This is a genomic window from Aquimarina macrocephali JAMB N27 (genome assembly GCF_000520995.1).
Classification (GTDB): Bacteria; Bacteroidota; Bacteroidia; order Flavobacteriales; family Flavobacteriaceae; genus Aquimarina; species Aquimarina macrocephali.
Genome location: NZ_JACA01000020.1, coordinates 46,088 through 67,320, shown reverse-complemented (window position 1 = coordinate 67,320; position 21,233 = coordinate 46,088). Strand labels below are relative to the sequence as shown.

General features: G+C 33.5%; 19 protein-coding genes. 9 read left to right on the top strand and 10 right to left on the bottom strand.

What is annotated here, in order from left to right:
* Window positions 1-58: 58 nt before the first annotated feature.
* From Z054_RS0112610 to Z054_RS0112585, 6 genes are all read right to left on the bottom strand, one after another.
* On the bottom strand, window positions 59-982 hold the full coding sequence (locus Z054_RS0112610) for a sterol desaturase family protein (RefSeq protein ID WP_051473738.1): 924 nt from the start codon (window positions 980-982) through the stop codon (window positions 59-61).
* Between the two features lie 487 nt (window positions 983-1,469).
* The gene (locus Z054_RS0112605) at window positions 1,470-2,489 is read right to left on the bottom strand and encodes a DUF6624 domain-containing protein (protein WP_024770421.1); all 1,020 of its coding nucleotides are present in this window, start codon (window positions 2,487-2,489) and stop codon (window positions 1,470-1,472) included.
* A gap of 170 nt (window positions 2,490-2,659) precedes the next feature.
* The gene (locus tag Z054_RS28465) at window positions 2,660-2,938 is read right to left on the bottom strand and encodes a hypothetical protein (RefSeq protein ID WP_024770420.1); all 279 of its coding nucleotides are present in this window, start codon (window positions 2,936-2,938) and stop codon (window positions 2,660-2,662) included.
* Window positions 2,939-3,250: 312 nt separating this feature from the next.
* Complete coding sequence (locus tag Z054_RS0112595) at window positions 3,251-3,730, bottom strand: hypothetical protein (protein WP_035091827.1); 480 nt, start codon at window positions 3,728-3,730, stop codon at window positions 3,251-3,253.
* A 350-nt stretch (window positions 3,731-4,080) separates the two neighbouring features.
* Complete coding sequence (locus Z054_RS0112590; protein ID WP_152538539.1) at window positions 4,081-4,302, bottom strand: hypothetical protein; 222 nt, start codon at window positions 4,300-4,302, stop codon at window positions 4,081-4,083.
* Window positions 4,303-4,313: 11 nt separating this feature from the next.
* Window positions 4,314-4,568, bottom strand: coding sequence for a hypothetical protein (locus Z054_RS0112585; RefSeq protein ID WP_024770417.1), 255 nt, complete (start codon window positions 4,566-4,568; stop codon window positions 4,314-4,316).
* A 227-nt stretch (window positions 4,569-4,795) separates the two neighbouring features.
* Here Z054_RS0112585 and Z054_RS0112580 point away from each other — a divergent pair, with 227 nt between their 5' ends.
* From Z054_RS0112580 to Z054_RS31745, 6 genes are all read left to right on the top strand, one after another.
* A complete protein-coding gene (locus Z054_RS0112580) occupies window positions 4,796-6,472 on the top strand; it encodes an AraC family transcriptional regulator (protein WP_161635288.1) in 1,677 nt (558 codons plus the stop codon).
* A gap of 348 nt (window positions 6,473-6,820) precedes the next feature.
* Window positions 6,821-8,059, top strand: a complete 1,239-nt coding sequence (locus Z054_RS0112575; RefSeq protein WP_024770415.1) for a tetratricopeptide repeat protein — start codon at window positions 6,821-6,823, stop codon at window positions 8,057-8,059.
* Between the two features lie 4 nt (window positions 8,060-8,063).
* Window positions 8,064-8,294, top strand: a complete 231-nt coding sequence (locus Z054_RS0112570; protein WP_161635287.1) for a helix-turn-helix domain-containing protein — start codon at window positions 8,064-8,066, stop codon at window positions 8,292-8,294.
* Window positions 8,295-8,470: 176 nt separating this feature from the next.
* Window positions 8,471-9,727, top strand: coding sequence for a hypothetical protein (locus Z054_RS0112565; protein WP_024770413.1), 1,257 nt, complete (start codon window positions 8,471-8,473; stop codon window positions 9,725-9,727).
* Between the two features lie 10 nt (window positions 9,728-9,737).
* Window positions 9,738-9,965: a hypothetical protein gene (locus Z054_RS0112560; protein WP_152538538.1), complete on the top strand. Its 228-nt coding sequence runs from the start codon at window positions 9,738-9,740 to the stop codon at window positions 9,963-9,965.
* Between the two features lie 177 nt (window positions 9,966-10,142).
* On the top strand, window positions 10,143-10,283 hold the full coding sequence (locus Z054_RS31745; RefSeq protein WP_159025448.1) for a hypothetical protein: 141 nt from the start codon (window positions 10,143-10,145) through the stop codon (window positions 10,281-10,283).
* 85 nt (window positions 10,284-10,368) lie between these two features.
* Here the strand turns inward: Z054_RS31745 and Z054_RS0112550 are convergent, their stop codons facing one another.
* Genes Z054_RS0112550 through Z054_RS0112535 form a run of 4 tightly spaced genes read right to left on the bottom strand, consistent with a single transcriptional unit; the run spans window position 10,369 to window position 17,599 of the window.
* A complete protein-coding gene (locus Z054_RS0112550) occupies window positions 10,369-11,817 on the bottom strand; it encodes an alpha-amylase (protein ID WP_024770411.1) in 1,449 nt (482 codons plus the stop codon).
* Window positions 11,818-11,845: 28 nt separating this feature from the next.
* Window positions 11,846-12,958 carry a SusF/SusE family outer membrane protein gene (locus Z054_RS0112545; protein WP_024770410.1) on the bottom strand — a complete coding sequence of 371 codons (1,113 nt, stop codon included), beginning with the start codon at window positions 12,956-12,958 and terminating at the stop codon, window positions 11,846-11,848.
* Window positions 12,959-12,989: 31 nt separating this feature from the next.
* Window positions 12,990-14,660 carry a RagB/SusD family nutrient uptake outer membrane protein gene (locus Z054_RS0112540; protein WP_024770409.1) on the bottom strand — a complete coding sequence of 557 codons (1,671 nt, stop codon included), beginning with the start codon at window positions 14,658-14,660 and terminating at the stop codon, window positions 12,990-12,992.
* An 11-nt stretch (window positions 14,661-14,671) separates the two neighbouring features.
* Window positions 14,672-17,599 (bottom strand): SusC/RagA family TonB-linked outer membrane protein, encoded by a 2,928-nt coding sequence (locus Z054_RS0112535; protein ID WP_024770408.1) that lies wholly within the window; start codon window positions 17,597-17,599, stop codon window positions 14,672-14,674.
* Window positions 17,600-17,929: 330 nt separating this feature from the next.
* Between Z054_RS0112535 and Z054_RS0112530 the strand changes: the two genes are divergently transcribed.
* From Z054_RS0112530 to pgmB, 3 genes are all read left to right on the top strand, one after another.
* The gene (locus Z054_RS0112530; protein WP_024770407.1) at window positions 17,930-18,952 is read left to right on the top strand and encodes a LacI family DNA-binding transcriptional regulator; all 1,023 of its coding nucleotides are present in this window, start codon (window positions 17,930-17,932) and stop codon (window positions 18,950-18,952) included.
* 129 nt (window positions 18,953-19,081) lie between these two features.
* Window positions 19,082-20,464, top strand: a complete 1,383-nt coding sequence (locus Z054_RS0112520) for an MFS transporter (RefSeq protein WP_024770406.1) — start codon at window positions 19,082-19,084, stop codon at window positions 20,462-20,464.
* The gene (gene pgmB / locus Z054_RS0112515; protein WP_024770405.1) at window positions 20,464-21,126 is read left to right on the top strand and encodes a beta-phosphoglucomutase; all 663 of its coding nucleotides are present in this window, start codon (window positions 20,464-20,466) and stop codon (window positions 21,124-21,126) included. Before Z054_RS0112520 ends, pgmB begins: the two co-directional genes overlap by 1 nt.
* The last annotated feature ends 107 nt before the right edge of the window (window positions 21,127-21,233 follow it).

The following is a 21,233-nucleotide window of genomic DNA, read 5'->3' as shown; positions in this document are numbered from 1 at the left end:
GTTGCAATACCTGATAGCCTGGATTTATAATCCAGGCTATTGCGTTTAAAAAATAGGTTCAACTCTTATACATATCACCTATATAAGCTTTTTGCTTTGGTTTTTTTGTAATGTTGATAGGCTTTTCGTTCTTTTTTATAAAGTATTGCCCTATTGTATTAGCAGGAAAGAAAACCCCCGTCTTTCTTGTCTTACTTATAAACGTACCAAAGATTTTATCCCAAAGCCCTTGTATACCATAATTACCTCTATAATTGGTATGGTGTCTGTCATGAAAATCAGAACCTATAAAAAATATGGACACGGCGCTATGTCCTTCTATGTTAAATAAATTGATAACCACTGTCCAGGCAAGTAATTGATAAAAATCAAAACCAAATAGAATAAGAACCACCATATCTGCAAAAACAAAATTGATAACCTGATCTGCAAAATTCTTATATGCAGTCACAAAACCCGATGTGTCTCTATAGCGATGATGTTTACCATGGATTTTGAACAATTTCGGAAACTTCTTATTGTGTAAGAACCAGTAGTGATGAGCAAAAAAAGCAAAATCGGTAACAATAATACTTAAGAGAAACCATCCACAGTTTTCGACAAAATTAACCTCCCGATGTACCTCTCTAAGTATGATAATTACCCCACTAGAAATCATAAGATTTTGAAAAAGAGATAGAAAAAAAAGTTTGATTGATGGATGTTTATAAGGCTGACTTTTTACCTTGGTCACTCGGGTATTTAGCTTTTTAGTGAGCTTGTGATTTTTCTTAATTACCTTTTCTATCAAAAAAGCTATGATATAATATGATGATAGATTTACTCCCCAATATATAAGAATCTTAGAAATTAGCGTAAGTTGAAACCCCTCGAATAGGTGAACAAATATCCATTGAAATAACACACAAGCAAGTGTGATTTTTATATAAAATTCAACATCAGAGAGATAATCAAAGAACGTTTGTATACTTAACTTTTTCATAGTATTAATTTTTGATAACAATTAAAATATAAATAGGGGGGTACAACTTCCTTTTTCAAGTAGTCACATTGAGGTATCTATGTGCTTTTGTTTTACAAGGCAAAGTATTGATTGGGAGGTATAAGAATGTTGCATTAGACTCTTATTCAATCAATGTATCTGTGATAGTGTTGATTTCGTTTTCTTATTGGGATTCTATTGCATCACTATCTTCTGGGATGTAATTGTAGTACTTTAAAAGTAATATATACCCCTACTAAAAACAATAGGTGTTTTCCCTTGTTTTTTTAGGATGTTTAGGGGATGAATTCATAGTAAGAAGAATAGGGGGAGATGTGGTTTTTCGGAATAGAATGAAGAAAAATTGTATCGAGAAAAGCTTTTTTGATTCAAAATCCTATTCTCAATACACTTCTTTCTTTGGTCGAAGCCCTCGAATTGACGAATTTCGAATTAAAAAATCTCAAATGCCCAACGGATTATTTAATTACTTTTTTAGTTTTTTTTCTAATAGGGGTAATTGTTGTTTATATTTTTCTGGATCCCAAGTGATATCCCATCTAGAAACATAATCCTGTAGTGACCTAAGTCCAACCTCTGCTCTTCTTTTGTCTACATTATCGGGATCTTGTAGTGGGTAAATGTAAAATGTATCTGTTTCTGCGTCTCGCCCGATTTGACTCCCATAAATTTGTTTGTTCCCCTTACGTATAGCTATCCTGTCTTCTAACAGTGCTAAACTGCCAGGCCGTATATTTTCTTTCTTTACAGCTTCTCGTATTATGGGTAGGTATTTTTCTTGTATTTCTAAATCTGAATGTTGTATCACCATAAACATGGTAGTATTTCCTCTATTGCCAATGATATCTTTACTCGGCCAACCTCGTTCTTTCAGTATTTTTTCAACTTTTATCAGGTTGATCGAATCTTTAGTAGCTATTTTTTCCCAATGTTGTTTTAGCTCATCAGAATCTCTGCCGTATTTTTTTATTACCTCATTTATTAGTCTTCTTGGCCCTTGATCATCCTGATATATGGTGTCGAGTAGGGCGACTAGCGGTTTATCAAAATTGATCTCAGCTTTTTCTTTGTTTGCTTTAACCAGTGCCAGAACTTGGTTCCATCTCTTATCCGAATGTAAGATAGAGAGATCACTATCTGTGGTAATGTGGTTGTAATTGGTATACTCTCCTTTCTCGGCAATTCGTAATAGGTGTACAAATGCGGAATCTATTTCTTTGGTTAAAGCCCAGGAACAAGCAGCATTATACATATCTGATGTATTTCCATGGTATCCACTTATCCCAAAAGCTTCAGAGTATTTCTTTGCAGATTGTAGATAATCCTTGGACTCATAGAGCTTCCAAGCTTCATTTTTTAAAGCCGTGTATTGGGCTTTTTCTTCAACAGTAAGCTCTTTGGTGCTAATTTCAGTTTTGACTTCCTTTTTTTGCTGTTTACAGGAAAGTACCAGAGCTAGAACTAATAGGAATATTATTTTTTTCATTTTTATAAGCTGATATTATATTAGGTTATTAAAAAGTGATATTCTACTTACAATATTACAAGAAGCCAGTTTCATTTTTCGGGACTGAGAAAAATTTCATGAAAATTTCTTCGCTTCCACAAGTTTTCAATACTTTATAAAAGTAAACACGTCTTTTCTTTAATTAACCTCTAAAACTCTCCCACAAAAGGATCTAGTTTCCTATATTTTTGATGTCTTGGGTAAAACCCGAATGTAAACCCGACTGCTTCTGCATAGACAAAACTTTGTTCTGTAATGTCATATTCTATAGGAGCTTTCAAGGTTTTCATCGTATTAATAATACGATACAATTTGGTTTTTGATATCCTCAATCGATATGCAAAATCTTCTGGTGTTCCTGTAGCTTGCAAGCGAATGAGTTGATCAATTCGTTCTATAAGCTCAATCTGTTTGATAATAATGTTCATAATTTGTTTTCCCTTTTTTACTGTTTTTTTGCAACTTTTAACGCTTTAGATCGAATTTTTAACCATCAGGGTTAATTGTTCAGTACCAGAGACAATCCGTTTAACGGCAAAGACGAAGTCATGCGTCTTTTTGACCAAGTGTTTAACTCTAGAGCTTAAAATTTTGACTACGGATATAGGATTTTTAACCTCTTCGGTTAAAATTTGCATGTCTTTGGTTAAAATTTTGACTCTCAACCTTAAAATTTGTACACAACTGGTTAAAACCTTTGTCTTTTTGACCTGTAGGAAGGTCTTTTAAGGTAAACATGATTATTCTTCTGTTTCGTTGGTTGTAGGAGTACTCTTGGTACGAGAAAAAAACTGCTTCAGTTCAGCTACTTTTTCGGTAAAACCAGGTTTTCCTGCTCCTTTGCTATATTGTGAATAGGCATAATCATTAAGTGAATCTTGGTAGTTATCATAATCATGTAGGATTTTGGTACTTTCTAATCGATAGGCCAGACTTTCTAAGCGACCCAATAGGTTTTCTGCAAATACACGAGCTTTATAATCTTTTTCAAACTCTTCCCAGTCTACATCGGGAGAACTAAGCGTACTACTGTTTTGGCGGTAGTCCCAAACCTTATTTACAAATAACTTATTGGTCTCATTAATAGCCTTGTAGCTCCCGCGTTCTTTTTCGGTTAGGGCTGCTAGTTTATTAGTAAACATAGCTTCTAGTTGTGCTACTAATTGTCCTGCCTGATCTCTTTCTTCTTGTGTTAATAAATCTTGAATGATGTTTCTCATTTTTTTACTTTTTTGTGTTAGTTGATGTTTGTTTGCTTTCCATTTTAAAAAAAGAAGTAGGAGCAATTATAAAATGGGGGTATGTACACAAACTCAACTATGCTTAGCTATATAAATTACTCCTACCTTTTCCTTTTTTATCATTGGTATGTATATTATTATTATTTAGTTTTTTTGAGTATTTCTAATCTCTGATTTCAAACATCTGACTTCTTACTTTTTACTTTCACATTCGATATTCAGTATTCGATATTTTATATTTCACTTCCGACTATTTATCATTTTTACATTTCCAATCTCTGACTCCAAGCATCGAACTTCGGACTTTTTACTTCCACATTCGATATTCATCATTCAGTATTAGATATTCGTAATTCTTCTTGTATTCTCTGTTCTATCTTACTCATCATATAGTACATCATAAGCACATCCCGATTATTTATTTTTATCATAGGGTTAATATGCTCAAGTACCTTACATACAATCTCTTGGGGAGCTTTTGTTCTTACTGCTATTTTATGATGTACCAAAGCTTTTTCTGTAGTACATAGTCGATCATAATGCATAAACATAAGTAGGTGGTTTATGATAAAATTGGGGGACTACACCAACTATTTTTGGGAGTAAGTAATAGTATATTACGTGCTTTATAGATTAGTTGTATAGCCTCTTCACTAGATCTGCCTTTGGTATATAGTTTATTAATCCAGCTATAGAGTATCATCTCATATGGGGTATGGTGCGCCAGGTTATACATAAATTCATCCATTTTAAGATGTAAGGCTTGTAGGATATCAGACATAAACTTGTGCTTGTCATATTGTGAATAAGAATCCATGTTGGTTGCTTTTTGTTGGATCAAATGTAAGCTGTGTAATTTGTTGTAAACAAGTTATACTACTCTTGATTCTAGAATTAAGACCAGTTTTGTTTACAATTGGTAAATGTTTTTGAGAAAAATTAATCAGATTCTATACTTTTGGCTAACACATAAATTAAAAAGAAATCAAAGATTTGAGAAACAATAAATTTAGTTTAATGTACATACATAGAACACTTTTTTGCTTGATTATATTATTAATAAACCAATATCCATTATACTGTCAAAATATAAGTTCTAAAGTTTTAGATTCTTTAATAAAGTTAGAATACAAAGAGCTTAGTGAAGGATATGGTAATAATTTTGATACCAATCATATCAAAGCCAGGCTATATGCAAACGCTCTTCTGCAAAAAGGAAAAAAAGAAAAAAACGATTTAGGTATAATAACTGGGCTATATTATTTGGGAACGCTTTATCCAAATAACCTTGAAAAACGCATTATATATATTGATAGTGCAATTAATATAGCTACAAGTATAAATAATGAAGGGACTTTAGTTTTTCTTAAGACCCATAAAGGCACAGTTTATGAGACGGCAGCTTTTTTTGATATCGCTCTGGATAATTATTTAGAGAGCTTGGAGTTAGCAAAAAAGACAAACGATTCGGATTATATAGCTATTTTACAACATAATATAGCAGTGCTAAAAAGAAAGTTTGGAAAATATGAAGAAGCTAAATCTCTATTTAAAGAAGCTTTGAACTATGAAAAATTAAAAATGGGAAAACAACCAAATGATTCGTTAAGCTATCTTTTAACACTTTCAGATTTAGCGAATACTTATAGGCAAAATAAAGAACTAGATTCTGCTGCCATTTTGAATAAACAAGGCATGATAATGTCTAACGGGAAAATAATACAATCATTGTTTAGATTAAACAAAGGGATTCTTCATTACTATAGTGAGGAATATACCGTTGCAATAAAAAATATAGTCGAGTCCTTAAAGATATTTCGAAAACCTGAAAGTAATGTATATTTCGCAACCTATGATTTAATTGATGCTTATTTTTTTCTTGGAAAATCTTATGATGCTTTATCTAATAAGGAACAAAGTATTATTTATTATAAAAAAATAGATTCTGTCCTTCAACAAACGAACTATTTAATTCCAAAAATTCGTTCAGCATACTCAGAGATCATTAAATATTACAAATCCATAGGCGATAAAAATAATCAGTTGTACTATATTAACAGATTATTATATAACGATAGTATAATTGATCGTAATTACAAGGATATCAACAATAAATTGATCAAAGAATATGATACTCCTATCTTGTTTTCTGAAAAAGAGAAATTGATTTATGAACTTGAAGCTCAAAAAAACAAATCTCATTACGGTATTATTGTTTTACTCATAATTACCATGGTAATTATAGTTGTTTTTATTCTTAATCACAGAAGGAATAAAAAATATAAGACTCGTTTTGAAGAATTGATGGATCAAAAAAATAAAGAATTTAAGAACGAAAACATTAAATCGGATCCAGGTATCGGTATTGCTGATCAGATTGTTGAAATGATATTAAAAGAGTTAGAAACTTTTGAAAAATATAACGACTTTTTAGAAATCAATATTACTTCTGGTATATTGGCTAAAAAGATGAATACAAATTCTAAATATTTAACCAAAGTGATTAAATACCATAGAAAAAAAACCTTTACAACTTATATAAATGATTTACGAATAGATCATATCGTTCAGCAATTAAAAACAGATCGTAAATTGCAAAATTACACAATCAAAGCAATAGCATCCGAAGCCGGGTTTAATTCTACAGAAGTATTTTCTAAATCTTTTTTAAAGAAAACAGGGATATACCCATCGTATTTTATAAAGAGAATACAATCATAAGGATATTATTTTTTTAAGTCTTAATTCTAGAATTTAGAAAAAAACCTTTGTTAATTCCTTAGTTTATTATGCTTTAACAAAAATTATAGAGGCCTAATATTAAATATATCTTTATTAAGTTTTAAAACCTGAAAGAAAGCAGCTTTAAGTATAAAAAGATAAACTAAATTGATTTTTTAAGGTGATGGCACATTATCAAAAAAACCAAATTAAAATGGGTAGATATAGAATATTCTTTTTTCTCTGCTTACTACTGTTATGTCAATATCTATCGTATGCTCAAAATTTAAGTTCCAAAGATTTAGATTCATTGATTGAATTGGATTTTCAAGAACTCTATCAAAAACAATGCGTTTTTCATATTTTTTTGAAAAAAACTATGAAAAACGCATTGTTTACATTGATAGTGGTATTGAGGTGGTAAAAAACACAAAACATGTGCTGCAAACGGGATCTATGTATATGACTAAAGGGATAATAACGCAAGAAAAAGGCGATTATAATAAAGCTTTAGACTACTTCCTTGTGGGGCTAGAACACGCAAAAAAAAAGAATGTTTTAGTCTATGTATCCCTTTTTCGCTCTAAAATTGCTGACCTAAAAAGAAAATTAGGAAAGTATAATGAAGCAAAATTCCTTTATAAACAATCTATGCAATATGAAAAAATACAAATTGGTAAAAGGGTAAATGATTCAATACGGTACCTGATGTTCCTTTCTGATTTAATATATACTTATAGGTTGAATAAAGAAATTGACTCAGCATATTATTTTCATAGTATAGGAGAAAAAATGTCCCAAAATACTGATATTAAAGATCTTTATATTTTGGAAAAAGGAATATTGCAGTATTATGATAAAGACTATAACAATGCAATACTATCATTAAAACAAGGTATAAAACAATTTTTGGAAAATAAGCACAGAGCAAGCTATGGATATCATAATCTCGTTAATGGATATCTTTTTCTTGGTAAATCATATAATGCATTACACCAAAAAGAGATTGCTATTGATTATTTAAAAAAGATAGATTCCATTGTTCAATTATCCAATAATTTAATTTCGGAAGCTAGACCAGCATACCCAGAAATTATAAGCTACTATAAATCTATTAATGATAGAGACAATCAGCTTTATTATATAAATAGATTACTTTATAATGATAGTTTATTTCACAGCAGATATATAACTACGACAGATAAATTAAATTCAGAATTTGATACTCCTATTTTGATATCACAAAAAGAAAGTATCATTCATGAACTTAAAACCAAAAATAATCGGTCGTATTATGTTATTTTTATCACATCAATAGTTATAATTATTATTACTTCTATTCTTTTCAATAGTTATAGGAAAAATAAGCGATACAAAAAGCATTTTGACGAACTCATGGTTTCTGCAAATAATGAGGTCAAAAGAAACAATACTAAAATAAACGAAGAAAATACTTCAATAGGTATTTCAAAAGATGTTGTTGAAGCAATCTTAAAAGCATTAGATAAATTTGAAAAAAAACGATGGGTTTTTAGAAATAAATATTGCCTCTGGAACATTAGCCAAAAAAATAAATACGAATTCTAAATACTTGACAAAGGTTATCAAATTTTATAGAGATAAAAGCTTTTCTCCCTATATCAATGATTTAAGAGTTGATTATATTGTAGAAAGATTAAAAACTGATAAAAAAATACAAAAATATACGATTAAAGCATTAGCCAACGAAGCAGGTTTTAATTCTACCGAAGTATTCTCGAAGTCATTTCATAAAAGAACCGGCATATATCCATCTTATTTTATTAAAAAATTAAACTCCTAAAAATCAAAACTCATCAACACTTCAATAGTCTTGATTCTAGAATTAAGATCAATGTTCTAGATAAATAAAGGTTTATAAGTAGTTTTTAATATACCTTTATCAAAGAAACTTCTAGTGCGGTTCTTACTCCTGGAGGTAAAAAAGAAATTGAGAAGCGATTAAAGAAACAATAAACTATGATTACTCAAAATAAAACCTTACTTAGGTTTTTACTGCTCTTTTTTGGATTGTTAACCTTTCCGTTTCCTATAAATATTATTCCTAAGTTAGATGTTGTAGAAGACCCTATTGTTGATTTATATCATATTATAATTCCCTGGATCGGCAAGAATATCTTACAATTAGATTATGAGATTACTGTTTTTACCAATGGTAGTGGGGATACTACTTATGATTATGTGTTAGTATTGTTTTTTGTAGTAGTAGCTGCTATGATTACCGCTATTTGGTCATTTTTTGATAAAAAAGAAAGAAATTATGAGCAACTTAACTACTGGTTTTTGGTATTTCTACGATATTATGTTGGATATGTAATGCTTTCTTATGGTATGGTAAAGGTAATTCCTTTGCAATTTCGAGAACCTTCATTTTATAGGCTTTTACTACCCTATGGGGAATCTTCTCCTATGGGATTAGTATGGACATTTATAGGAGCATCAAAAGGGTATACTATATTTAGCGGACTAGCCGAGGTGATTGGGGGAATATTACTATTCCATAGAAAAACGGTAGCACTCGGTGGGATGATATTAATATCTGTGTTAGCTAATATTGTTTTGATTAATTTCTGTTATGATGTTCCTGTAAAACTATATTCATCAGAATTATTTATCATGGTGTTACTTATCATGGCACCTCACTTAAAACGATTACTTAATGTTATCCTGCTTAATAAACCAACAGTACCTATCCAATACAAAGAACCATTTATCATAAAAAGGCAACTACAAATAAAAAATGCTGTAAAATGGATCATTGTAGTTTTTTTCCTTTATTCTAATATTGAGGGTTCCATAGAATCCAGCAAAAAATATGGGCCTAATGCTCCTAAACCTGTTTTATATGGTTTATATGAGGTTACAGATTTTAAAATAAATTCTAAAGAGATCATTCCCGTTATTACTGATTCGATCCGATGGAGATACATTGCTATAGAGAGAGCAAAATCTTTAAACCTATATAAAACAAATATGTCTAGAATAGGTTATAAATCAAAAGTTGATACAATCGCCAAAAAAATTGAGCTAACACATCGTAAAGATTCTACAAAAGTATATACTTTAAACTACAGTAGAACAGATTCGACAATGCATATCCAGGGTGTTTTTATGAAGGATACGATTGATTGTAAAACAAAAAGATTAGACAAAAAAGACTTTTTACTTACCGGAAGAGGTTTTAATTGGATTAATGAATATCCTTTTAATCGATAAAAAATTATGTATGGAACTCGTTGTTCATTTTAAAACTAATAATATAAAAAAAGCATCAATTCGAGTGATTTTTCATAGTGAAACGAAGAAAAATTGCACTTCGGCAAGCTCAGCAGGATTATTGAGAATAGCTTTTTTAATTAGAAATTCTATTCTCGATACACTTCTTCCTTTGGTCGAAGCACTCGAATTGACGAATTCCGAATTAAAAAACCTCAAAGGCATAATCCGAGTTTAAAAATTATTCCACAAGAAATCTATACCATAAATCCATATCTCCCTGATACCATAGTAATCTAATACCTACCGTTTAAGGCCTATAAACACTACAATACATAAGAAAAAATCATTTTTGGCATCATGATTGGTATATGTATTCATAACGACAACAAAAAATTAAATAAAACACATTGTTATGAAAAAGAAATTACTATTAAAAAGTGCATATATCCCTAAGAGGAAAACTGATAATCCAGTAGATTGGATACAATATATCAATGCAAAGACACGAGAAATAAGATACGGGACACATCACCCATTATTGGGAAAAGCCTAGTATAATATAGAACACAAAAAAAAGAGTGCTAGAAAGCACTCTTTTATGGTTTATGGCTAATGTATAATAAGAATTCAATAGAATTTTATTCCTTGGTTACAGACCATATGGCATATCCTCCTGCAGGTGCCTGTAGTGTGGTATTACCCTCTGCGTCTGTAGTAGGAGTAGCTCTAGAATTATCGGTATAGTCAACCAGGGTTTTGTTTGCCCAGTTGGTTTTTACAACACGTTGCTTTGTTTGCTGTCCAATATTCATATATAGAATTAGTCCCGGGTTATCACCGCTACCACTTCTTTTCATGATATACTCATCTTTACTAGCTTCGAGTATTTCGACATCACCAACGGCTAATGTCGTATAGATCTGGATAAGGGTTTTAAGTTGCCCTTTAAAAGCCTCATAATCAAGATAAAAAATAGTTGGATATCCATCATGAGTAAGAATATAAGAGTAGGCGAGTAGCTTGTTATTATAACTTATTCTATTCTCGGGATTATCATCTTTTTCGGTATCATGATTAGCAACAAAAGTAACGGCATTAGCTGGATCTAATTTTCTAAGCATATTATCAGCTTCGCCTAATGCAGTAAGATCATTTGCTCTGTCCAGGGTTTCATCTAATCTGTAGAAACATGCAAAATCAAATGCAGTTGATCCAGATGCATCTACCCAGTCTTTTAGTACCTGTTGATTACCATCAAAATTCTCTCCTACAGAGAATCCTCCAATTTTAGCATTCCAGGCTTTAACCCATTTAGGATCAAAACTCTTTACATAGTCAAAACGCCATCCATCAAAACCAAGGGTCTTTTTATAGAATTCTGCAACAGAATCATCTCTACCCCATAACCAATCCTGTACATATTGTTGATCGTGGCAAAGGTCTGTTTCTGCAAAAAATAATGCCTGGTCATCGTGATCATGAATATCATTAGGGTGAAAATGCTCGTTAGAACGATTAAATTTCCCAGAGGCATTTCCGTTTGATTCATTAAACAAAGAATATACTTCGGTACCCCCACGAAAAGGATTCGCTTGTTTTCCTCCTCCAGAGTTATGCCCCATGACGATATCGGCAATCACCTCTATATCATTAGCATGTGCTTTTTGGATAAGATCTTCTAGTTCTTGTCTGGATCCAAAACGGGTCTCTACAGTACCATGTTGATCAAACTCACCAACATCAAAATAATCAGAAGGGTCATATCCCATAGATAAACCTCCCGAGGCACCTTTTCCCGGAGCAGGGAGCCATATTCTATTGATTCCAGAAGCTTTATAGTCTTCAATCCTTGTGCTTACTTCATTATACCATTCTCCTGCAGGTTCTGTATCCCAATAAAAAGCCTGCATGAATACACCTGCATTTTCTTTCTTACGTTCTGCCAAATCCATTTTTAGAGATTGACTTGTGATTATGGGTGCTGCATCGTTTGCAGAATCGTCATCATCAGAACAACCGGTCAATCCAAGAACCAACCCTCCTAAAAGGAGGATGGTTTTGGTTGATATATGTGTTATTTTTTTCATTTCAATTTTTTAAGTGAATATAGATTTGTTATTGAATGATAAAAACATAACTTCCGTCTACGTCATTGAACCATACGTTGTATGTTCCCGCAGCAACAGGGATGTTAGGACCACCAGCGGTACCGTATCCTGTTATTGCAGTATCTGCACCCCAGTTTACATCCCAGGCATTATTAGCTCTGAATTTTCCTTCACCGTTGGTTAAAACGATGCCATTGATATACCATAAATGTGGATCAAAAGCCGATTGAGTAAGATCAGTATCATTATCCCATCCTCCCGGAGTAGAATCACCAATAATACCAATACCTTGAGCTGTGTAATCAGTTGCACCACTAGCATCAAATGCATTAACAGTATAGGTTAAATCCTGAATGTTTACATCGAGTGTATAATATCCTTCTGCAGCAACAGAGAATGTATCCGGATCAGAACCAAGGGTCGCACTACTGGCCAAACTACCACCGCTTAATCCCCATTGTGGTTGCCATTCACCTAATACTTCTAAGAATTTGAAAGCGATGTCACCACCACCTAAAAATTTACCAGTGAATTTAAATACATTCTGGTTACTAGGATCTCTTACTAATGGAGGGTTGTTATTATTATTATCCCATCCTGGTGCGGTTGCGCTTCCTACTAAGAAAAGATCTTTTTGAGGAAGGACAGTAGCATAAGGAGTAACTGTTAAAGAGGTTGCATTAGATGGTATAGCGCTTCCGCCATTTGTTCCGATAGAAGAAATCACACGTAGATCTATTGCTCCTTCTTTATCAGGCTCTATACCTAATCCGATGGCAAGGTTGTTAAGCTCTCCAATTGTCCAGTTATAAAAACGATCACTGGTAGTTGCAATAACAGCGGGATCTAAGGTGGTTTCAAAATTTGTACCTCCTAAACCGGCTTCTATAGTATAGGTGATAGGGGTATTGATATTATATCCTGCATCTTCCCAAACTAAGGTAAAAGCACGTTGGTCTGCCAAATCTTTAACAAGACTAACTGTAGAATTGGCGGTTACTATTAGTGGCCCTTCTGTTTGTGATTCCTGAATAACAAACGTTGGTTCTTCATCTTCTACACACGCATTGAAGCAAAGTGCAGCGATACATGCAAATAGTAGTATTGATATTTTTTTCATGACTGAGTAAATTAAATTTGTAATCGTTGTTTTAGAATCCAGTATTCTGTCCTAGATTAGGATTAGCAGCTCTACTGGATGCCGGAACCGGAAATAGTTTAAAATTATCTGAGATTGAAGATCCATTAGGTGTACCTCCTTTATATCTCCAATTATAGGCTCCACCAGTATATTTACCATATCTGATTAAATCTTGCCTTCTGTGAGCTTCCCAATATAATTCTCGTGCTCTTTCGTCAAGGATAAAGTCCAGGGTAAGTTCTGAATCTGTAATATTTCCAGACACATCACCAAACGCTCTTTCTCTAAGAGCATTTACATACCCCAGAGCAGTAGCTCGATCACCACCGCCACTTCTAAGATGAGCTTCTGCATACATTAAGTAAGCATCTGCTAACCTGAATAAAGGAAAATCGGTATCGACAAATCTTGCACTTTGTCCAGCTTCACCTGTTGACTTAATGTTAGAATATTTAGTAACCAGATATCCTCTTGAAAAATCTGTAAAATCAGAACCGATTTCGATAGGTCTGTCCACAGGAGGATCTGTATTCGCCGGATCAGAACTAATATCCTGAGTTACCAAAGTATTTCTATTGTCATTTTGAAAAACCGGATCGGTAACAAATAACTCAGAGAATTGTTTTCTAGCTCTATACAGTGTAGTAAATCCTTGTACTCCTAAAGAAGCAGGAGTAGGCTTAAAACCATCTGCATTTTGCTGTCCCTGGATAATGATTGATGCACCACCAAAATTTCTTACATTAGCACCATCACCAACAATAGGAAATATGATTTCGTTTTGAGCACCATTAGCGTCATTATCTGCAATAAAGTTATACAGATAATTAGGTGTTAGCGAATACCCGCTATTAATAATCTCTTGAGATGTTTGTAAGCAATCTGCATATCGACCATTACCTGCTCCTAAATACACTTCTGCATTTAAATAGATCTTAGCCAAAATCATTTTTGCCACTCCTTTATTAGCGCGGGCATAGTTCTGACTAGGATTTACATCTAATAAATCTGCATTCACTTCGAGAAGTTCTTTTTCTATATAATCGAATAACGCCTGACCTTTAATTTCCTGAACTCTTATAAACCCTACCTGATCATTTTCTGTTGCAAAAGGAGCACGACCATATAGATCCATAAGGTGATAATAAGCTAACGCTCGTAATACGCGAGCTTCTGCTCTAAAGGTTTTAACCTCATTTCTAAGGTCTGCAGATACACCTCTTTCATCTAATTTGGCAGCTGTAGTCTGGCGTAAAAATTCATTTGCCAGAGAGATTTCAAAAGTTGCTCTTGCCCAAAAACCAAGAACAATAACATTATTGGCATCCCATGTATTTCTCTGGATCTCACGTATACCAGGGTCATTCTCATAGGTCCATATCACTTGATCGGTAGATACATCCTGCATACTGAATAAACCTCGAACATATTGACTTGTCCCGGCATCGATACCTGCAAGGTTGGATTGATTAGGATCACCACTAGAATCAACATCAAGGCCAACTAATGATAAGTTTGCATATACACCACCAAGGGCTTTAAGGTAATCTTCTCGAGTATTAAATACATCACTCGCTAGTAAATCATCATCATCTTCTAATTCGATATCCAAATCCCCCTCGCAAGAGGTGAAGATACCTATGGATAGAAATGCGTATAAAAAGATCTTATATAATTTCATTTCTTAATTTTTTAGTATTTATAATTTAATCCTAGTAGGAGTGATCTTCCTCTAGGGAAAATAGTATTGTCTACACCGTTATTTTGGATTTCGGGATCTAGTCCAGAATAATCAGTAATGACAAATGCATTCTGCACTCCAGCCCATAATCGAAGACTGGATACTCCTTTCATAAGATCTTTAATAGTATATCCTAATGTAATGTTATCCATTCGTAGAAAAGAGGCATCCTCTATATAATAATCAGAAAGAATAACATCTGATGTATTCTGAAAATTAGTATCTACGATTGATGATGGTGTATTATTAAATACAGTTCTAAATATGTTACCTCGTTGTGCATTTGAAGAAGCAACATTATTATAGATTTCATTACCGATATTAGCTCTCATGCTAAAACTAAAATCAAAATTCTTATAGCTTACACTAGATTGAAGCCCCATGATTAGGTCTGGAGTACCTTTACCAGAAATATATCGATCATTGTTATTAATGATCCCATCACCATTAAGATCGGCATATGCTCCTTCTATAGGCTTGCCATTGGTATCATAAACTTGTGCATAGGTAAAGAATGAGAACGGAGCCTCTCCTTCTCTATGTATCTGGATTGTGTTACCAGTACCACCACCAATACCAGTGGTTAAGATATCCTGACCAAATGCCAGACTTTCAATCTCTCTATCGATGAATGTTGCATTATAGCTTACATTCCATTTTAGGTTGCTATTTCTAATAACATCGGCACTAATAGAAAACTCTATACCTTCTGTTATAAACTTACCTATGTTCTGGAATCCCTGGTTAGAAAAGTTGGCCGCATCGGGGATGGGCGCCTGAGAAAGTAAATCATCGGATTCTTTTCTAAACACATCGATTGCACCACTAATTCTATCGTTCCAGAAACCGTAGTCTAAACCGATATTATACTCAGTTATCTTTTCCCATTCGATATCTTCATTTCTAAATTGTGGCTGCACAATATTGATGACCTCACCATCAAGGATATATTGTGTAAGAGGACTACTTCTTCTGTATCGCTCCAGGTATGCATAGGCTTGATCGATATCTTGCTGACCAGTTATACCATATCCCAAACGTAATCGTAAATTACTTACGGTAGAAGAATTTCTAAGGAAATTCTCTTCGCTTATTTGCCATCCAAAAGAGGCCGAAGGAAAATATCCCCATCTGTTATCTTCTCCGAATCGAGAAGTACCATCTCTACGTATAGAGGCTGTTAAAAAATATCTGTCATTAAATTTTAAGTTGGTTCTTAAGAAATAAGCCAGTAGTACTTCGTCTGGATCAATAGTTCTTTCAGGGAAATTACCTGGATCACGCTGATCCCCTGTTTCATACTTATCTAATTCGAATTTTTGATATGAGTATCCTCCTGTAGCTTCGATATCTAATTGACCAAGAGTTTTGTTATACTTAAGGTAGGCATCTAGAAGTCGGTTTTTTACTAATAGATCTGTATCTGATTTAAAACCTAAAAATTCTCCTTGTGTAGCATTAAAACCGGTTGCGCTTTCGGTAGAACGTTCCTGGAATCTGTCTGTTTCGCTATCATCTATTCCCAGGTTTAATACAGCGCGTACATCGGGAAAGAAGTGTAATTGATAGTCTAGTTTTATATTCCCAAAATACCGTCTTACATTAGCGATCTCTTTTGTTTGTGATAGTTGAGCCAGAGGGTTTCTCTGAACATTGTTTGAGGCAAATCCAGTACTAGAATCTCGGTATTCAAAAAAACCTCCGTAGGGAGAACTTGAGTCAAGGACTGGCTGAGTTGGATCAAAAGTAATAGCCGCCCCTTCTACACCTGGCGCGAACCGGTTTTTTTCAAAGTTTAAGTTAGCGTTTACATCTATTTTTAGATGATTATCAAATAACCTTGGATTTAAAGAAAGAGATGTAGTCGTTCTTTCAAACTTAGATGTTTTTCTAAGTCCTTCCTGATCTGATCTTCCTATGGCAATTCTTGTAGGTAAAACTTGCATAAGAGAACCACTTACAGATAGGTTATGATCTGTTGAAAAAGCTGTTCTGTAAATTTCATCTTGCCAATCTGTATTCGCAGTACCCAAATCTGCAACGCGAGTTGGGAAATTTTCTGCAATAAATGCTCTATACTCATCTGCAGAGAAAACATCTACTGTTTCATGCGCACGAGTAGCACTGGTTTTAGAATCTAAACTGATCTGTAAGTTCTTTTTCCCTTTTTTGGTTGTGATAATGATTACACCATTTGCACCACGGTTACCATAGATGGCAGCTGCAGATGCATCTTTAAGAATAGAAAAAGACTCAATGTCGTTGGGGTTAATTGAAGAAAGAATAGATCTTGAACCATTGGCTAAATCTCCTGGATCATTTAGAGGTAAGCCATCTACAACAATTAGTGGATCATTAGATGCGTTTAATGATGCTCCACCTCTGATTCTGATTTCAGAATTAGCGGCAGGACCACCGTTAGTGTTAATGGATACACCGGCAACTCGACCGTTAAATAGGTTTTCGGGAGTAACATTGTTACCCGTATTGAAATCCTCTGATGTAACCAAAGCAACAGATCCTGTTAAATCTTTTTTTCTGGTGGTACCATACCCAATCAGTACTACCTGTTCGAGTTCTGCAGCATCTTCTTCTAATGTGATAGCTATAGTAGCCTGACCACTATATACCATTTCTTGAGGTATAAATCCAACATAAGAGAATACAATAATATCCTCATTGTTAACATTGTTTATAGTATAGTTACCATCAAAATCAGAGGTTGTTCCGTTTGTGGTTCCTTTAACAATGATATTTACACCAGGAATGGGCTGACCACTTCCAGCATCAGTAACTGTCCCATTAACAGTTGACTGTGCAAAAAAGCTCATTGGTATCAACCATAATAAAAACAATGCGCTTTTGGTAAATGTTTTCATAAAATTAAATTAGTTTTTGATTGTTTTACGTCTTATATTTTCACTTTCTGCAACCAAAGTATGTAAATTTTGTGTTAATTTTTTGTCAAGTTGTAGTCCGAACCTTACGCAAACGTTTGCGTGTGGAAAACTTTTAGAATTCTATCAAAATTTTAAGTATAATTCTGGTCATATGGCATATTTTGATGCTTACATTTGATTTTCAACTAAAAGATACGAATAATGAAAAGGCTGTATATATTGATTTAGGATAATTCAATATGTTTTTGTAGTACATTTTAGGTGGATTTACATCAAATGATCTGATGATAAAACAATAAAAGGAAAAGGATGAAGAGAAAAGTTACATTAAAACAGATAGCAAAGGAACTGGATGTTTCCATTTCTACCGTATCTAAAGCACTAAAAGATAGTGCAGAGATAAGTTTAGATACCAGACAAAAAGTAAAAGCCTTTGCCAAGCTATACAATTATAAGCCTAATAATATAGCGTTAAGCCTTAAGAATAGGAAAACAAAGACCATAGGTGTTATTATTCCAGAAATTGTTCATCACTTTTTTACAACGGTAATTGGTGGGGTAGAGAAGGTAGCAAATGAAAAAGGATACAATGTAATCATTTGTTCTTCAAACAATTCTTTTGATAAAGAAGTCATTAATTTAGAAATGCTGGCTAGTGGGAGTGCCGATGGATTTATCCTGTCTGTAGCCAAAGAAACACAGCTCAAAAAAGATTATCATCATATCGAAGAGACCATGAGTCAAGGGATGCCTGTTGTGCTTTTTGATAGAATTATTGATGAGGTTGTATGTGATAAAGTGATTATAGATGATGCTAAAGGAGCTCAAACCGCTACAAATCACCTGCTTTCTATTGGATGTAAGAAAATAGCCATCCTTACTACAGTAGATTATATAAGCGTGGGTAAATTAAGAACTAACGGATATTTAAAAGCGCTAAGAGCTTATGATATACCCGAAAAAGAAGAGCTTATCCTTAAAATAGAAGATATAGATAATTGTGAAGCCGAAATTTCAGATTTCTTAAAGGATAAGGATATAGATGCTGTTTTTGCAGTAAATGAATTATTTGCAGTTACTGCAGCCAAAGTCCTTGATGCACAAGGAAAAAAAGTACCGGATGATATCGCTATTATCGGTTTTACAGATGGTATTCTTTCTAAACATTTTATCCCAAGTTTAACTACGATAAGCCAGCATGGAGAAGATATGGGGATACGAGCAGCAAAACTTCTTATCGATAAATTAGAAGGGGATGATGCTGTAACAGAGGAGTATAGAACAGTTATTATTGATACAAGTCTGATTCAAAGAAAATCAACAAAAAAATAAAGAGAGGCTATTTTAATTAAAAAATTATAATATCTTTGACCTCGATCAAGACTTATATTTTCACTTTCTACTAAAATAAGTTTTGATAAGTAGTTTCGCTTATCATAGTAATAATTAAACATTTACTTGATGAACAAGCGTAAATTAAGTTTCTGGGAAATTTGGAACATGAGTTTCGGTTTTCTGGGGATTCAATTCGGTTTTGCACTGCAAGGCGGATTTATGTCTAGAATTTTCCAAACCTTAGGTGCAGAAAAAGATGCAATACCTTTATTGTGGATTGCAGCTCCTTTGACAGGTCTTTTGGTTCAACCAATTATAGGATACTTAAGTGATCGTACCTGGAGCCCAAGATGGGGTCGACGTAGACCTTACTTTTTAATTGGAGCAGTACTAAGTTCTATAGCGCTGTTTTTGGTGCCTCATTCCCCGGTTTTATGGGTAGCAGCAGGATTTTTATGGATTCTGGATGCTTCTATAAATATTTCTATGGAACCATTTAGAGCTTTGGTAGCAGATAAATTACCAGAATCTCAACGATCATACGGATTTGTTACTCAAACACTTATTATAGGTATTGGTACCTGGGTAGCTAGTAATTTACCTTGGATGATTTCTCAAATGGGGGTAAGTGATGCTGCTCCAAACGGTGTGATCCCTCTGTCGGTAAAAATAGCTTTTGCTATTGGAGCTTTTGTTTTTCTTGCCAGTATTTTATATACCGTTTTTACAACTTCTGAATATCCTCCCGAGGATATGGAAGAATTTAAACTAGAAAAGAAGAAAAAGAACCAATTTATACCTGATATTTTGAATAATATCGGAAGTATGCCACTTACTATGAAAAAACTTGGGCTTATCCAGTTTTTTAGCTGGTTTGCCTTTTTTACTATGTGGAGTCTTGCAAATCCGGCCTTAACAGAACATGTGTTTAATACTCCTGCACCAGTCGAATCAACATTTAATATGGATATCCCAGAGTCGGTTGCAGCATTCGAAAAAGCAAATACAGCATTTCAAAAATCATCTAACCAAGTTGGTCGATATATGGGGACATATGGATTGTCCTCTATGGCTTTTGCCTTGATATTAACTTTTTATACTTCGAGAAAAAGAATTAATAGAAAATGGGTTCACTTTGGATCTCTAATTTTGGGAGGTCTCGGTTTTATATCGATGTATTTTATTCCTTCACAAGAGTGGTTATTTCTTTCTTTTACTTTGGTAGGCTTTGCCTGGGGAAGTATTCTATCGATGCCATATGCTATGTTATCAAGTGCTGTAGACCCAAAGAAAATGGGAGTCATCATGGGGATATTTAATATGTTTATTGTGATTCCTCAAATTGTAGCAGCTATAGGCGGAGTTAATTTTGCATACAAACTTATAGGAAGTGAAACGATTAATGCAATGCTGGTAGCAGGAATAAGTTTGATCATTGCAGGGATGTGTAATTTGTTGATTGTAAATAAAGATGCTATAACGTATAACCCAAAAGGCGAGATAGAGTAATGAAAAAAGCATTTATATTTGATCTCGATGGTGTTATCGTCGATACTGCAAAATACCATTTTAAGGCCTGGCAAAAACTTGCCGATAGTCTTGGAATTTCTTTTTCTGAAGAACAGAATGAACAACTAAAAGGAGTAAGTAGGGTACAATCACTAGAAAAGATTCTGGAATGGGGAAACAAAACCATATCAGAAGAAAAATTTAGTCAATTGATGTCTGAAAAGAATACAGAGTATCTCACTTATATCTCTGAGATGGATGCTAGTGAAATCCTACCCGATGTACCGAGAATTTTGGAATATTTGATTTTGGAGAAACAAGCAATTGCTTTGGGTTCTGCAAGTAAAAATGCCAGGGCGATTTTAGAAAAAGTACAGCTCTATGATAAGTTTAATACAATCGTAGATGGAACGAATGTTTCTAAAGCTAAACCAGATCCTGAAGTATTTTTATTAGGCGCCAAAGGATTGGGGATCTCCCCAGAAAACTGTATTGTATTCGAAGATTCTGTTGCCGGAATTAAGGCTGCAAATATCGCCAATATGATTAGTATTGGTATTGGTAATCAAGAAGTACTACACGAAGCAGATTACATTTTTAAAGATTTCACAGAAATAAAAGAAGAATTTATAAATCAATTGGTCACGGCCAAAAAAGTTTAGTAAGAATATAGAAAGCCACAGCAATTCATCCTAAAAATTTTGGATAAAATTCATGGCATGTTTTAGACAGACGTATATCTGTACAGGTCTGATTACTAAAAATGAAT

Excerpts from the sequence above, each read along its gene's own strand:
- Z054_RS0112560 (WP_152538538.1), top strand. The coding sequence starts at position 9,738 with ATGGAACTCGTTGTTCATTTTAAAACTAATAATATAAAAAAAGCATCA.
- pgmB (WP_024770405.1), top strand. The coding sequence starts at position 20,464 with ATGAAAAAAGCATTTATATTTGATCTCGATGGTGTTATCGTCGATACT.
- Z054_RS0112545 (WP_024770410.1), bottom strand. The coding sequence starts at position 12,958 with ATGAAAAAAATATCAATACTACTATTTGCATGTATCGCTGCACTTTGC.
- Z054_RS0112595 (WP_035091827.1), bottom strand. The coding sequence starts at position 3,730 with ATGAGAAACATCATTCAAGATTTATTAACACAAGAAGAAAGAGATCAG.
- Z054_RS0112540 (WP_024770409.1), bottom strand. The coding sequence starts at position 14,660 with ATGAAATTATATAAGATCTTTTTATACGCATTTCTATCCATAGGTATC.
- Z054_RS0112605 (WP_024770421.1), bottom strand. The coding sequence starts at position 2,489 with ATGAAAAAAATAATATTCCTATTAGTTCTAGCTCTGGTACTTTCCTGT.
- Z054_RS0112590 (WP_152538539.1), bottom strand. The coding sequence starts at position 4,302 with ATGTTTATGCATTATGATCGACTATGTACTACAGAAAAAGCTTTGGTA.
- Z054_RS0112575 (WP_024770415.1), top strand. The coding sequence starts at position 6,821 with ATGCGTTTTTCATATTTTTTTGAAAAAAACTATGAAAAACGCATTGTT.
- Z054_RS31745 (WP_159025448.1), top strand. The coding sequence starts at position 10,143 with ATGAAAAAGAAATTACTATTAAAAAGTGCATATATCCCTAAGAGGAAA.
- Z054_RS0112535 (WP_024770408.1), bottom strand. The coding sequence starts at position 17,599 with ATGAAAACATTTACCAAAAGCGCATTGTTTTTATTATGGTTGATACCA.
- Z054_RS0112565 (WP_024770413.1), top strand. The coding sequence starts at position 8,471 with ATGATTACTCAAAATAAAACCTTACTTAGGTTTTTACTGCTCTTTTTT.
- Z054_RS0112520 (WP_024770406.1), top strand. The coding sequence starts at position 19,082 with ATGAACAAGCGTAAATTAAGTTTCTGGGAAATTTGGAACATGAGTTTC.
- Z054_RS0112530 (WP_024770407.1), top strand. The coding sequence starts at position 17,930 with ATGAAGAGAAAAGTTACATTAAAACAGATAGCAAAGGAACTGGATGTT.
- Z054_RS28465 (WP_024770420.1), bottom strand. The coding sequence starts at position 2,938 with ATGAACATTATTATCAAACAGATTGAGCTTATAGAACGAATTGATCAA.
- Z054_RS0112550 (WP_024770411.1), bottom strand. The coding sequence starts at position 11,817 with ATGAAAAAAATAACACATATATCAACCAAAACCATCCTCCTTTTAGGA.
- Z054_RS0112610 (WP_051473738.1), bottom strand. The coding sequence starts at position 982 with ATGAAAAAGTTAAGTATACAAACGTTCTTTGATTATCTCTCTGATGTT.
- Z054_RS0112585 (WP_024770417.1), bottom strand. The coding sequence starts at position 4,568 with ATGGATTCTTATTCACAATATGACAAGCACAAGTTTATGTCTGATATC.